At 51.2% G+C, this 13,126-nt stretch carries 12 protein-coding genes; 3 read left to right on the plus strand and 9 right to left on the minus strand.

Annotated elements, in window-relative coordinates:
• Positions 1-34 precede the first annotated feature (34 nt).
• The 4 genes from Q8P05_00960 to pdhA all read right to left on the minus strand — a co-directional run bounded on the left by Q8P05_00960 (position 35) and on the right by pdhA (position 4,367).
• The gene (locus Q8P05_00960) at positions 35-1,474 is read right to left on the minus strand and encodes a dihydrolipoamide acetyltransferase family protein (GenBank protein ID MDP2666055.1); all 1,440 of its coding nucleotides are present in this window, start codon (positions 1,472-1,474) and stop codon (positions 35-37) included.
• A 54-nt stretch (positions 1,475-1,528) separates the two neighbouring features.
• Complete coding sequence (locus tag Q8P05_00965; GenBank protein MDP2666056.1) at positions 1,529-2,191, minus strand: DUF1648 domain-containing protein; 663 nt, start codon at positions 2,189-2,191, stop codon at positions 1,529-1,531.
• Positions 2,192-2,274: 83 nt separating this feature from the next.
• Positions 2,275-3,252 (minus strand): alpha-ketoacid dehydrogenase subunit beta, encoded by a 978-nt coding sequence (locus tag Q8P05_00970; GenBank protein ID MDP2666057.1) that lies wholly within the window; start codon positions 3,250-3,252, stop codon positions 2,275-2,277.
• On the minus strand, positions 3,249-4,367 hold the full coding sequence (pdhA, locus tag Q8P05_00975) for a pyruvate dehydrogenase (acetyl-transferring) E1 component subunit alpha (protein ID MDP2666058.1): 1,119 nt from the start codon (positions 4,365-4,367) through the stop codon (positions 3,249-3,251). Before pdhA ends, Q8P05_00970 begins: the two co-directional genes overlap by 4 nt.
• A gap of 145 nt (positions 4,368-4,512) precedes the next feature.
• Here pdhA and Q8P05_00980 point away from each other — a divergent pair, with 145 nt between their 5' ends.
• From Q8P05_00980 to Q8P05_00990, 3 genes are all read left to right on the plus strand, one after another.
• Entirely contained in the window at positions 4,513-6,996 is a 2,484-nt protein-coding gene (locus Q8P05_00980) for a M1 family aminopeptidase (protein ID MDP2666059.1), read from the plus strand.
• Positions 6,997-7,078: 82 nt separating this feature from the next.
• Positions 7,079-7,228 (plus strand): hypothetical protein, encoded by a 150-nt coding sequence (locus Q8P05_00985; GenBank protein ID MDP2666060.1) that lies wholly within the window; start codon positions 7,079-7,081, stop codon positions 7,226-7,228.
• A 183-nt stretch (positions 7,229-7,411) separates the two neighbouring features.
• Positions 7,412-8,098, plus strand: a complete 687-nt coding sequence (locus Q8P05_00990) for a tRNA-dependent cyclodipeptide synthase (GenBank protein ID MDP2666061.1) — start codon at positions 7,412-7,414, stop codon at positions 8,096-8,098.
• Positions 8,099-8,197: 99 nt separating this feature from the next.
• Here the strand turns inward: Q8P05_00990 and lipA are convergent, their stop codons facing one another.
• The 5 genes from lipA to Q8P05_01015 form a co-directional block, all read right to left on the minus strand.
• A complete protein-coding gene (gene lipA / locus Q8P05_00995; protein ID MDP2666062.1) occupies positions 8,198-9,052 on the minus strand; it encodes a lipoyl synthase in 855 nt (284 codons plus the stop codon).
• Positions 9,053-9,104: 52 nt separating this feature from the next.
• The gene (locus Q8P05_01000; protein MDP2666063.1) at positions 9,105-9,500 is read right to left on the minus strand and encodes a helix-turn-helix domain-containing protein; all 396 of its coding nucleotides are present in this window, start codon (positions 9,498-9,500) and stop codon (positions 9,105-9,107) included.
• A gap of 63 nt (positions 9,501-9,563) precedes the next feature.
• Positions 9,564-10,592: a flap endonuclease-1 gene (gene fen / locus Q8P05_01005; protein MDP2666064.1), complete on the minus strand. Its 1,029-nt coding sequence runs from the start codon at positions 10,590-10,592 to the stop codon at positions 9,564-9,566.
• A 13-nt stretch (positions 10,593-10,605) separates the two neighbouring features.
• Positions 10,606-11,529, minus strand: a complete 924-nt coding sequence (locus tag Q8P05_01010; GenBank protein MDP2666065.1) for a helix-turn-helix domain-containing protein — start codon at positions 11,527-11,529, stop codon at positions 10,606-10,608.
• Between the two features lie 357 nt (positions 11,530-11,886).
• Positions 11,887-13,122, minus strand: coding sequence for a proteasome-activating nucleotidase (locus Q8P05_01015; protein ID MDP2666066.1), 1,236 nt, complete (start codon positions 13,120-13,122; stop codon positions 11,887-11,889).
• Positions 13,123-13,126 lie beyond the last annotated feature (4 nt).

A 13,126-nucleotide genomic window follows, 5' to 3' on the forward strand; every position in this document is an offset into this window, starting at 1 on the left:
GATTGCATCGAATCTCCTTATTTAAGAGGGGATTTCACACCACATCCACCAAGAACAACCCCGGGTCTTCCAGATGCTGGATGATTTCATTGGTGAAGCGTACGGCCTGCGCCCCGTCCACGAGGCGGTGGTCGAAGGTGAGGGAGAGGGACACCAGATGACGGGGGACTATTTTTCCATCTTTCATAACGGGTTTCTCCTGGATCTTCCCTATTCCCAGGATGGCGGCCTCCGGCCAATTGATGACGGGAGTGGAATAGGTGCCCCCGAGCGTGCCGATATTGGTTAGCGTGAAGGTGCTTCCTTTCAAATCTTCGGGGGCGGTTTTGCGTTCCCGGGTGCGGGCGGCCATGTCCTGCATTTCCTTCGCCAATTGGGCAATGGACTTTTTGTCCACGTCCCGGATCACGGGGACAATGAGACCTTCCTCCGTGTCCACGGCGATGCCGATATGGTAATATTTCTTGTACACCACTTCCTGCCGCGCATCATCAATGCTCGCATTCAAAATGGGATGGTTTTGGAGCGCGGCCGCCACGGCCTTGGCGATGAAGGGGAGAAAGGTGAGTTTAATTCCTTTCTTTTCAAGTATTTTTTTCTCCTTATTGCGCAAGGCCACGAGCGCGGTGACATCACATTCATCCATATGGGTTACTTGGACCGCGGTGAACATGCTCTTCACCATCCGATCGGAAATGACTTTTCGCAATCCTTTGATGGGCACCCGCTCTTCCTCCCCTTCTGTTTTCCACGCCGGAATAGTAGCATCCGGGTGGGCGAGGGGGGATATTGCATGCGTACCCTGTTGAGTTTCGATCGTATTTTTCGGATGCACCTGGGATAAACCCTGAGCAGGAGTATCCTCCCCGGGTTGGGGTCGCCGGGACACGGGAATGGCAGCCGTTCCGGTTGCACTTTGTAAGGAGGCGGCATCCTGGACATCGGTGTCCGTTATTCGTCCTTGGGGGCCGGTGCCTTTTACTTTTTGGATATCCACATTCAACGAACGTGCGAGTTGGCGCGTGGCGGGGGTGGCAAGCACCGGGGCATTCGCGGGCGAGGAAAGGGGAGGGGTTTGGGATTTTTCAGGAAGAGGAGGCGGCGTTTTGGGAGGAAGCGGAACGGATGTTTTTTTTCCGGTGGCGGGTGCGGGGGAAACAGGAGAAGAGGGAGCGGTAGACGCGGGGGCAGGGGTTGCGGGGGTAGCAGCAGGGGAGGGAGAACCTGCTTGCTCCCCGGCCTCGCCGATGGTTGCCAACACGCTCCCCACTTTGATGAGCTCGCCGGGTTTCCCGTACAGCTTGAGAATAACTCCTGCTTTGGGCGCGGGTATTTCCACCACGGCCTTGTCGGTTTCTATCTCCGCAATGGCCTGGTCGACCTTAATGGTTTCGCCCTCCTTCACCAGCCACTTGATGAGGGTTCCTTCGGTTGTACCCTCCCCCACATCCGGAAACTTGAAATCGTACGGCATAGGTATCCTCATCCGGACGGCGAATAAAAAGGGTGATGGAACGGCCCGGTGTTTTTATCCGGTCGTTTCGGTCTGGTAGCGTAAATAGGAATAGGCGATTAGGTAGAGGACGATGGCCAGGAGAGGAAGGAAGAAGGTCTGGAATGGATTGTCGGGGAAAAAGGACGTGATCAAGGCGAGGAACCCCAAGAGCATAAACAATTTTCCCCCGCGGGCATGCACGTCCCGCCACACCTTGGTGTTTGCCAAAGTCCAGGGCGTGCGGATCCCGAACAACCAATTGGGAGTAACTCGCTCCAGCATTTTACCCAGGATGAGGAACAGCATTCCAATTCCAACGAATACCCATTGGGAGACCGAGAAGACGTGTCCCAGGTTCCAGGCGATGGTTCCCAATTGAACCAAAATGAGGAAAACGAGAAAAACGAGGATGAACCCATGCAACTCCGGAGGATACAGGGGGAGTGTCCCCACTTTGGACGTTGATTTACGGGTGACCAACCAATAATATCCGGCGGTGAAAATACCCATGATGAAGGGAAGAAGGAAAAGACCCACATCCTTGGGCATGCTCCCGTCCGGTTGCCCCGCGGCATTCCAATGCGTCACCATGGTGTCGGGAACACTGGGATAAAAATAAAGGCTCACCAGAAAAGCCGCGAGAACGAGCGCAGCCCCCGCATACAAGGAAAAGCGCACGGCGGAATGGGCAAGCATTCCCCAAATGGGATGTTCCGGAGAATAAAAGAGGACCTATTCCTTTTTTGGATGGGGGATTAAACCTCCCCCAGATGAACCCATCAAAACCGCATGACATCCTGGATAGCGGCATAGATGCGGTCGGCGTGGGGGATGAAGTGCTCTTCATTCTTGAGCAGGGGCATGATGGTGTCAAATCCGGTGACGCGGCGCACGGGAGCTTCTAATGACAGGAGATCATTCTCAAGAATGCGGGCCATGACCTCGGAGGCCAACCCCAATGTCTGGGGGGCTTCCTGGGCGATGACACAGCGACCGGTTTTCCGTACACTTTTATGGATGATATCCCAGTCAATGGGAGAAAGGGTGCGGAGATCAATGAGTTCAATGGACCATTTCTCATTCTGGGAAATGGTTTCCAATGCTTCCTTACACGCTAGGGTCATGGTGCCCCAGGTGATGAGGGTAATATCTTCCCCAGGTTGACGGATGAATGCTTCCCCGAGGGGAGTGGCATACTGTTCCTCGGGCACCTCTTCCTTGAAAGCTCGGTAGAGACGCAGGGGCTCTAGAAATATCACGGGATCCTTCTCCCGCATGGATGAGGTCAACAAACCTTTAGCATCCGTGGGAGTGGAGGGCATCACCACTTTCAACCCAGGAGTATGGATGTAGTAGGCTTCCGAACTCTCAGAATGGTGCTCGGGCGCTTTCACCCCACCCGAACAGGGGGTGCGCACCACTAATGGGCAGGAAAATCGTCCCCGGGAACGGTTGCGGATGCGAGATGCGTGGGAAATGAGCTGATTCAAACCCGGATACATGAAACCAGAGAACTGCACCTCCGCCACGGGGTGCAAACCATACGCAGCCATCCCAATGCCTAACCCAATGATTCCCGCTTCCGCGAGGGGGGTATCAAATACGCGGTGGGAACCATGCTTGGCCTGCAACCCATCGGTTACCCTAAAAACGCCCCCATCCTTTCCCACGTCCTCCCCATACACCACTAAATCAGGATTAGATTGGAGCTCGAGGTCCATCGCCTGATTGAGGGCTTGGATCATGTTGACCTTCATGGGAATCCCGGTCCTATCGTGTCGGGTTGATTTTCCTTTCCATGAGTTTGTCGGAAACCCACATAGGCGCGTTTCTGTTCCGCCAAATCCTTAGGAGTAATAGCATACATGTGGTCGAAAAGATCCTCTATTTTTTGTGGGGGCATGGTTTCATACGCTTGCACCGCCTTTTCCACTTTCGCAACGGCTTCCTGCTTGATCTGGTCGATGAGGGATGGGGAAAGAATGCCTTTGGCGAGAAGAAATGTTTCAAAACGAGCAATAGGATCCTTGGCCCGCCAAGCCGCTATTTCTTCTTTTGTTCGATACCGCGTGGAATCATCCGCGGTGGTATGGTCACCTATACGGTAAGTTTCAAATTCAAGGAAAGTAGGTCCTTTTCCCGAAATGGCTTTTTCGCGCGCGATCGAGGTGGCCAAATAGCAGGCCAACACATCATTCCCATCCACTTGCAATCCTTCGATGCCATACGCAATCGCTTTCTGCGCGAGGGTCTGCGCGGCCGTCTGGTTTTTTCGCGCCACGGAGATGGCATATTGATTGTTCTGACATATGAGAATGACAGGAGCATTGAACACCCCTGCCGCGTTCATGGCCTCATGAAATTCTCCCTCGCTCGTGCCCCCATCCCCCATATAACCCACGGCGACCGCATCCCTTTTTTTGTATTTCATCCCTAGCGCGCACCCCACCGCGTGCAAGGGCTGGGACCCCACCGGAATGGAAACGGGAAAACAGTTCTGCCCCTCTCCCGGGTCCGAACCCCGTTCGTCGCCTCCCCAATACTGTAATGTCTTCACCATTTCCACGCCCCGGGTGAAAAATACCCCATGTTCTCTAAATGCGGGGAATGTCCAATCCTGGTTTTTTAGGGCGAAGGCACTTCCCACGGTACAGGCCTCTTGACCTAAGCTTGAGGCGTACGTCCCAATACGTCCCTGGCGCTGGAGCTTGAGGGCCTTGTCATCAAAAATGCGGAGCTGGAGCATGTGAATATACAAGGCTATCAGCTGGGGCGGGGTCAAGGGAGGCAACAATTTCTCGTCAGCCTTCCCATTCTCATCCAGGATGGACAATCTGTTCACCCCGAATTGGGCGATTTGGGTCAGGGGCATGGGCAGGAAATGAAACTGGATTATTTAAACCACTCCCAATCGCTTGGCTCTATAGGAAAAGGCTGGGTTTTTCCCCCAACTCACTCTACCTCCCGACGTGGCGTTCGAACGGTTTTATTAAGGGATTTTCCTTCCTGGGGAAAGAATGCACCGACACCTCTTCGAGGGAATGAATGGAATGTCCTGCCATTTTCAGGTAGGGGGGGAGGATTCCCGCTTCCTGGCGCCGGATGCCAAACCCCAGTATGCGGAGGACCGGGGGTTTATTCCCACGCATATCGACCTCTCCCTGAGTGTGGACATAAAGAAGCAGCACGTGCGGGGAGAGGTGAAAACGAAGGTGGAATTATTCCCCCATTCCAAGGAAATGATTTTTCACGCGGTGGAGATGACCATCCATTCCGTAAAAGTAAATGGGAAAAAATCCCCGTACGACTATGATAAGGAAAAAATCACCATCCCCCGGGGAAAACTGGCGGGAAAGGGAGTGGTGGCGATCGCCTTCGAATACACTCATCCTCCCATGGGGATGCACTTCATCCACCCCACCAAAGACCGGCCGGACAAACCCTATCAGGTGTGGACCCATTCCGAAGCCCAGGAGGCGCGGTACTGGTATCCGTGCCAGGATTTGCCTGAAACCAAATGCCCCATCACCCAACGCATCACGGTGGAATCCCCATTTCAGGTGGTGGGAAATGGGAATCTCATCTCAACCAAAAAAGAAAATGGATGGATCACCTACACCTGGGATTTCCCCCACCCCAATCCCTCCTACCTCAATGCCATCATGATTGGGGAATTCGACGTCATTCGGGAAAAATGGAAACACGTGGACATCGCCTACTATTTCAGGAAAGGGAAGGAAAAGGAAGCCCGTAATGGCTTCAAGAACACCCCCCAGTGCCTCGCGTTCTTCTCGGAATACACGGGGTTCGAATACCCTCACAACAAATATGCACAAGTGGGAGTGGCGGATTTTATCTATGGCGGGATGGAGCACACCACCTGCACCACGATGACGGACAACATCCTTCAGGATGATATTATTCATGCGGAATTCGATGCCCGCCCCCAACAACTGATTGCCCACGAGCTCGCGCACCAGTGGTTCGGCGATCTCCTCACGTGCAAGGATTGGTCGCACGGCTGGCTGAACGAGGGATTCGCCACCTTCTTCGAGATGCTGTGGCAGGAACATAGAAACAAGGACGAAGGGCGGTATGCCTTCTACCAGGACATCCAAATCTATCTCCAGGAGGATAAAGACCTTTACCGCCGCCCCATCGTGAGCAAGTTATACCAGAATCCCTCCGACCTGTTCGACGAACATCTGTATGCGAAAGGGGGTATTATTCTCCATTACCTCCGCTACTACCTGGGGGAAAAAGCGTTCCGAGAGGGAATATCGCATTACCTCCATAAGCACGCGCACACCACGGTGCAGACGGAAGACCTGCTCAACGCGTTCCGCGAGAAGACGGGGAAAAACCTAACTTTGTTCTTTGACCAATGGATTTACGCCGCTGGATTTCCCGAGCTGCGCATCTCCATGCATGCCCAAGGTAAAAAAGCGATGGTGCGGGTGGTGCAGGTGCAGAAAGGAAATGATAATCCCTTGTACGATTTCGATGTGGATATCGGAGTATACTACGGAAACCACCAGGTGAAAGTGGAACGCCACCGCATCCACCGGAAGGAACACCGCTTCACCATCCCAGTGGGAGGAAAAATCCATAATATCGTTTGGGACAACGCCTACGCGGTGTTGGAAAACGCTCCCCAGCGGAAATCTCGGGAAATGTGGCGCTACCAAGCTCTCCACGATCTGCATGTCCTTCACCGCATCGACGCGGCGAAAGAATTGGCAATCATGGGGGGACCGGAAGAACTGGGGGTTTTGAAGGAAGTGCTGCATCACGACCCCTTCTGGGGAGTCCGCGCAGAGGCCGCGTTGGCATTAGGCAACATCCCCAATACCCGGGCAGCGGAGATCCTCATCCATGCTTATGACACGGAGAAAAACCACCGCGTCCTCAAGAACATCCTGGGGGGATTGGGAACCCATTCCCTTCCCGAAGCCCGCGAAGTACTTCTGCGAGGAATCCAGAGGGAAGACTCCTACCTCATTCCCATGCAGGCGTATGCTTCCCTGGGAAAACACAAGCACCCGGCCAATTGGGCGGTGCTCATGGAAGGGCTTAAACGGGAATCCTGGATGGACATCGTGCGAACAGGATGTGCGATTGGCATTTCAAATTTCCAGGACGGGCGCGCCCTCAAGATATTGGATGGGCTCATGCACCCCCGTTATTCCAATGAATTGAGGCAGAATGTCATCCGCAGTCTCGAGATAGGAGGAAAAGGGTATGAGAAAACCTATGCAATGGTGGAAAAAGCGCTGAAGGACCCCTACATCAACCTCCAACTGGATGGGCTAACCATTCTCGGCAAGATCGGGGACGAGCGCCATCTCCCCATCCTCCGGGAATTCCAGAAGGGTCACCGGGATTCACGGCTGAAACGGAAAGCCATGGAAAGCATCCGGATGATCGATGGGGGATTGGACCTGCCCACATTCAAACCTGAAAAAGTTCCTTTGGTCAGGGCAGGAAAAGAGACCAAATGATGACTCGTCAGATTCTGGAATAAATTTATTTGTATGAGTCGATTCACTTGAATTAAAATTGAAATGGATCAAAGAGGAACAAATGGTTAAAAAAATAAATGATTTGTACCAGTGCGTGGCATGTGAATTGCTTTACAAAGAAAAAGGAATCGCGGAATCATGTCAATCATGGTGCCAGACCCACCACTCCTGCAATCTCCAAATAATCCAGTTGGCTGTAAAGAAAGAATAACCGACGCGGCTTAAACGCGAGTATGTTCTATTCAGAAATGTAAATCACCCTTATAATGGAAATATGAACCTTTTTCGTCGGCCTTTTTTATGAAAAATGGGGGGCTAAAGCCCCCAAGGCATTAGAGAATGAGGGAAGGGGCCAGTTAGAAATAATTAAATAGGATAGTTTGATTCATCCAAGATGAAAGTAAAATTGTATAATATTACCCCAAAAGGCCTGTCGCTGAGACAGCACCACATTTTTATTGGAATCAGCCTTGGAACGGCCAAGAAGTTGACAAAGGATCAGATTACCAATTGGATTAATTGGGGTAAATTGTATACTAAGGGGCAAATCGTCTTTTTGATTGCTGATGAGATAGCGCGTTTCAATTACCGCGTTTTTAGCGGTTATGGAGAAACTAAATCGATTAATCGTGCCTTTAATGAAGGTTTAAAATATGAGAAACTAATTCGAGACATAACCATGGAAAAAGGCATTATGAGAGTAGGTGTGATTCATTGGAGGGATATTTGGAATAATGAAAAAGAAAAGATTAGATTAGTATTAACAGAGGAATATTGCACAAATGAAAAATTTAGGACTAATATTCTTTTTTTCGTTCGCAAATATGTGAAAAATAGGGGAGTTGACCCGGATGAATCGCAACTAGATTATTTGTCACAGTATATTTTGTATGAACTGCCTACACTAATGGATGGAATTTCCTATAACCGGACGAAATATTCATTACTACTTTATCCAATCTTCGGGCGCAGCAGCGGAATGAGTGAATTTGTTGTTGGTCTCAAAAAGAGTTTTCCAAATCTCAATAAAAAGTTAACCCCTTACATTCAGATTCCTTTAGTCGAAACCAACATCGAATGAACCCTTTTTTACAAGTAAATACGATGCTGTATTATTCCTTACAAAAGAGGATTTACTGCTATCAACTATACGCCTGGAGGACATTATTTTACTCTTGGATTAGTTTCTATATTGAATAAATAGTTCGCCCGCCTTATAGGAACTCCTCACCAGGGGTCCCGCCGCTACGAAAGTGAAACCCATGGCGCGAGCCTCTTTTTCAAGGGTAGCAAATCTTTCTGCGGAAGCATACTCAACGACCGGAAGGTGCCAAAGGGAGGGTTGCAGGTACTGGCCCAGGGTGAGCATGTTCACGCCGTGTGAACGCAAGTCGCGCAGGGTGGAAATCACCTGATCATCGGTTTCCCCATGACCCAATTGGATGGATGTTTTAGTGTAAGCCATTCCTTTCTTCCTTGCATAGGCGAGCACGCGCAAGCTCTGGGCATACGAGGCCCTGGCATCTCTTACTTTTCCCTGAAGGGATTCAACCGTCTCGATGTTGTGCGCGAATACCGTGGGTTTGGATGCGAGAACAATGTCGATCAAGTCTTCCCGACCCTGGAAATCCCCTACTAAAGCTTCGACGGGAAAACCATTCTGTTTCAAAGCCGAGATGCACGCCGCGACGTGATGCGCGCCCTGATCGGGAAGATCATCCCGGTTGACCATGGTGAGAACCACATACTTCAGGCCCATCTGCTTGGCAGCCCGCACCAAATTCCCAGGCTCATTCGCATCCACCCCATCCCCGATCGCCGCCGCCCTTATCTGACAGAATTTACACCCCCGCGTGCAGGTCTTTCCTAAAACCATGAACGTGGCCGTTCCCGCGGACCAGCATTCGCTCTGATTGGGGCAATGGGCTTCCTGGCAAACCGTCGGTAACATCAAATCGGAAGTAATACTTTTCAAACGCTGAAATTGCTCCGAGGAGGGGGGGCGAATGCGGGGCTTTTGAGGTGGGAAAGTCATAGCCAAAAAATCATTTTCCCCAATTTAAACGAATTGGGAAACATTATTGTTTTCAGGAATGGATAGGGTTCATCCGGATCTCAATCCCATCAAAACACGTATATGGAAACACTTTTCGATTGGATTTGCGGACATCGATCATACGCATGCTCCGCAATACCTGCAAATCCCTACTGATCGCCTCCTGTTTTCGGTCTAATTTTCTGGCGATCTCTCCTACCGATTGCTCCTGGCCCTGGTTGTGGGAATCAATTAAAAATTTCAATAAGTCCAATCGGCTCGCGGAAAGTGCTTTGAACAATTGGGAGTAAGATTGGACGTAAAGGATATTATCGGGTTGCCGCATCCCTTTTTTAGGATTATCCAGAAAGGAGTCCAAATCCCCTTTCATGTCGCCTCCTATGAAAATAGTCAATTTTTCATCCTTTTTCCGTTTGCTGAAAGCCATACTTCTATCATCCCCATTAACCGCAAGCACCACTCCACTAATAACACGCTTGTTATATATCCCTTACCCCCATTTCCCCAGGGTGCTCTGTTTCTCATCCTCGGGTTTGCGGGCGATCTTGTTCAAGGCATTCGTGACCCGTGTCGAGTCAAAACCGTGGCGGTCGCAGTAGAAGGAAAGAACTTTTTCCGAATTCATTTCAGCAGAGGGAATAGATTCCAATGGCTGGATATGAGGATGGGTGAAGAGACGCTCCACTTTTTCCCAGGGGTAATCCACCTCCGTTTTGAGGCCTTTCACTACCTCCGGAAACGAATCCTTTCCTTTCACGGCATTCAATGCGGTTTTAGGCCCCACCTTAGGGATTTTTTCATTGAAATCGGTGCCAATGAGCATCCCCACCCAAATGAGTTGTTCCCGGGTGATGGCTAATGAGGATAGGATTTCCTCCAATTCATAGCGTTTTGGTTCGATGGTGACGAAGGCATTACGGTAGGGAAGCTTGCGCTTCCCCGTCACGGCAAGATTGCGCACCACGCGGGTTGAACCAAAGAGAAGCGCGTCATAATCCTGGGTTACCGTGGCATATGCGAGATGATGTTCCACCATCCACGCGGCCTGCGCCTCGCCCTCCTGAGGGGCGACCACGACGGGCAATCCCAGGTATTCCATGGCCAACTTGGCCTCCGCGATCATATCCTGGTCTAAGGAGATGGCGCGCGCGCCCATCATACGCGCCTTTTCCAAATCCCCAGCCTCGATGGCTACTTCCATATCCACTTTAGCCTGTGTCCGGATTTCCCGGCGTTTGGCCAATGTCTCTTTCTTTAGCGGGTGGGGTTGGCCGTCAAAAACAAAAATGGGTCGGATGCCCGCTTCGATGAGATTGGAGGTGCGATACAGTAAACCCGCGAGATGCGAGGTCACATGCCCCTCCGCGTCCATCAAGGGACGTCCTTCCGGGCCGCGGATGGAGGTGAGGAATTGATAAAGAATATTGTGGGCATCCACAGCGACGGAACGGTTTTTCAATTCCGCTAAATCGATGGGATGGCCGAATGCTTTGATGATATCCCCGATCGCAGTGCCCATGCCATATCCCCTTTCATCCCACTTTAGGAGCGGCGTAATAGATTTTTTTGGGAGCATTACTGGCCAACCATTCCCCCACCTGGTCGCGCAATGGTCGAGAGCGGGAAAAGAAGCCCTTGAAAAGATTGGTGTAGGCCTCGATGATGAAAGGGGAATCCATCTTGAGGACGAGGATCTGGTCCTTCACGTAGATAGTGGAGATAACCGTTTGATTGGTTATCACCATATGATTGGCGGCCACATCAGGGATGATGTTGATCTGAATGCGATGCTGTTCCATGTGAGTAAAAATCTTTTCCAATTGCTTTTCGAGGTAAGGGCGGCCATACCGTTCCTGGAGGGCGGATAAGTAATTGTGCAGGGTGTATTCGGATAGTACATGTTGCTCGTCGGGGCACTTGCCTAAGTGTTTCCACATGAGCGCCCGGTTGGAGGTCTTCTCGGGAGTGGGAACATAATTAGGAGTAACGGCCTGGAGAATGCGGAGGGATTCTTCCTCATCCTGATCCAGGAAAATAAGAGGGTACGCGGTGCCCACATCAATATGGTAACAGTAATCCGCCCCTGAAATCCAGGAGACGTATTGGGATTTGTATTGGGCCATGTTGGTGATGATATGCACATACGGCCGTGCTTCGGTTGACAATGCTTCGAGGATGGATTGCTTCCTGTACACCAAGCGCTGATTCTCACGATCTAAAAATTCGGACACGCGCTCGTCCCAGGGCTTACTGGTATACGTGCGGGGGTTGCCGCGATGGACCACCAGGCCTTTCTCCTCCAACTCCTGCAATACCGAATAGATTCGACCCATGGGGACCTTGGAGGCACGGCTCAACCGCTTCACTGAAAAAGAGCCTTCTTTTAGGAGGGCAAGGAGTTTGACCTCATTGTCGGAGAGGCCGAATTGCTTCTGGAGCTCCATCACCACATGCATTACACATATTCATGATAAAGTAGAGTTAAAAAAGGAGATGTTTAAATAGAAGTTTTAGCCCATATAGCCTTCGTGCAACGCGTGTTGCAAATAATGGTGAGCCTATCCCAAATTCTATTCCGACCATGGGGGGAGGTGTTCCCGGGAGCTGTTCCGGAGGGCATCCTCTCTTCACTATTTTTTCCCAGCCCTACGAATGAAAGGCCCTTCCTTTTTCAGCCTATTATTCACTACTCTTTTTTTTGATTATTAACAAATATTGGAAGAAAAAAATCAAAAAAAATTATCGAAAAACTTTTCATTCATTCCAAAGGACGTTTATTGCATTTGGTAGAGCCCCTCCCCGAGGAAATGGTTTCACACCAGCATTTTCTCTCGATTGGGTTTGGCTTCATCCCAATCTGAGCTCTGGCGGGCCAGGAGGATCTTGTTCAAGGCGGATTCAAAATGGGTTTGCTTAATTTTATTCGCATCCTCCCGCAAGGCGACCATCCCCGCTTCCATGCACATCGCCTTGAGGTCCGCGCCCGTAAACCCATCCGTCTGATCCACGATTTTATCGAGAACCACATCCTTGTGAACATTCATCCCTTGGGTGTGGATGGCGACGATGGATTGACGGGCTTTGGCATCCGGTAACGGAATTTCAACAATTCGATCGAAACGCCCGGGGCGCAGGAGCGCGGGGTCGATGACGTCGATGCGGTTAGTGGCCGCAATAATCTTGACATTCTTCTTGTTACGGAACCCATCAATTTCGGCCAATAATTGGATGAGGGTGCGCTGGACCTCCCTATCGCCCCCGGAAGAGTCGCCATCGGTGCGAACGGTGCCGATGGCATCCAGCTCGTCGATAAAAATAATCGCATTCTCTTTCTCTTTGGCTAGGTTGAACACGTCCCGTACCAGTTTGGCGCCCTCCCCAATATACTTGTGAACCAATTCGCTCCCCACGAGGCTGATGAACGCCGCATTACTTTCGCGCGCCACCGCTTTAGCCATGAGGGTCTTTCCCGTGCCGGGGAGACCGTGCAACAACACCCCTGACGGGCTTGGGATACCTAATCGCTCGAATTTTTCGGGATGCGTCATGGGTAAAATGACGGCTTCCTGGAGCATCTGGATCTCATGGTCCAGGCCCCCGACCATGGCGAATGTTTCCTTGGGACGCTCAACGAGTTCCATCGCACGGGCCCGGGCATCCTTGGAATCGGGAAGCACCTCCAATACCGCCAAATTCTTCTGGGACATCGCCACCCGCTTTCCCGCATCATCAGGGGCCAAGGGGAGGTTGAATTCGGTGACCACGAGGAATTCCACGCCATTGGAATTCCGCACCACGCATTTCCCATTGGGGAGAATGTCCTGGATGGTACCCACCATTAATGGCGGGGTTTTGAAACGGTTAAGCTCGTCGCGGAGACGCTGAAGCTCGGTTTGCATCTGGGAGTTCTTCTCTTCGGAATGGACATTTTGCATCTGGAGATGCCTGACCTGCTCCTCGAGGTTGAAGACATAGTCATAGAAATTGGTGACGTTTCGCCGCGGCATGGCGGCACTCCCATTCGGAGAAGACGTTCCGTAGGATTCCATTGGT

The sequence above is a fragment of the Candidatus Diapherotrites archaeon genome (assembly GCA_030688545.1).
Lineage (GTDB): Archaea > Iainarchaeota > Iainarchaeia > Iainarchaeales > VGJJ01 > VGJJ01.

Bases quoted from the DNA above. Each gene is read 5' to 3' on its own strand.
- Q8P05_00960 (MDP2666055.1), bottom strand. From the start codon at position 1,474: ATGCCGTACGATTTCAAGTTTCCGGATGTGGGGGAGGGTACAACCGAA.
- Q8P05_00965 (MDP2666056.1), bottom strand. From the start codon at position 2,191: ATGCTTGCCCATTCCGCCGTGCGCTTTTCCTTGTATGCGGGGGCTGCG.
- Q8P05_00970 (MDP2666057.1), bottom strand. From the start codon at position 3,252: ATGAAGGTCAACATGATCCAAGCCCTCAATCAGGCGATGGACCTCGAG.
- pdhA (MDP2666058.1), bottom strand. From the start codon at position 4,367: ATGCCCCTGACCCAAATCGCCCAATTCGGGGTGAACAGATTGTCCATC.
- Q8P05_00980 (MDP2666059.1), top strand. From the start codon at position 4,513: ATGCACCGACACCTCTTCGAGGGAATGAATGGAATGTCCTGCCATTTT.
- Q8P05_00985 (MDP2666060.1), top strand. From the start codon at position 7,079: ATGGTTAAAAAAATAAATGATTTGTACCAGTGCGTGGCATGTGAATTG.
- Q8P05_00990 (MDP2666061.1), top strand. From the start codon at position 7,412: ATGAAAGTAAAATTGTATAATATTACCCCAAAAGGCCTGTCGCTGAGA.
- lipA (MDP2666062.1), bottom strand. From the start codon at position 9,052: ATGACTTTCCCACCTCAAAAGCCCCGCATTCGCCCCCCCTCCTCGGAG.
- Q8P05_01000 (MDP2666063.1), bottom strand. From the start codon at position 9,500: ATGGCTTTCAGCAAACGGAAAAAGGATGAAAAATTGACTATTTTCATA.
- fen (MDP2666064.1), bottom strand. From the start codon at position 10,592: ATGGGCACTGCGATCGGGGATATCATCAAAGCATTCGGCCATCCCATC.
- Q8P05_01010 (MDP2666065.1), bottom strand. From the start codon at position 11,529: ATGCATGTGGTGATGGAGCTCCAGAAGCAATTCGGCCTCTCCGACAAT.
- Q8P05_01015 (MDP2666066.1), bottom strand. From the start codon at position 13,122: ATGGAATCCTACGGAACGTCTTCTCCGAATGGGAGTGCCGCCATGCCG.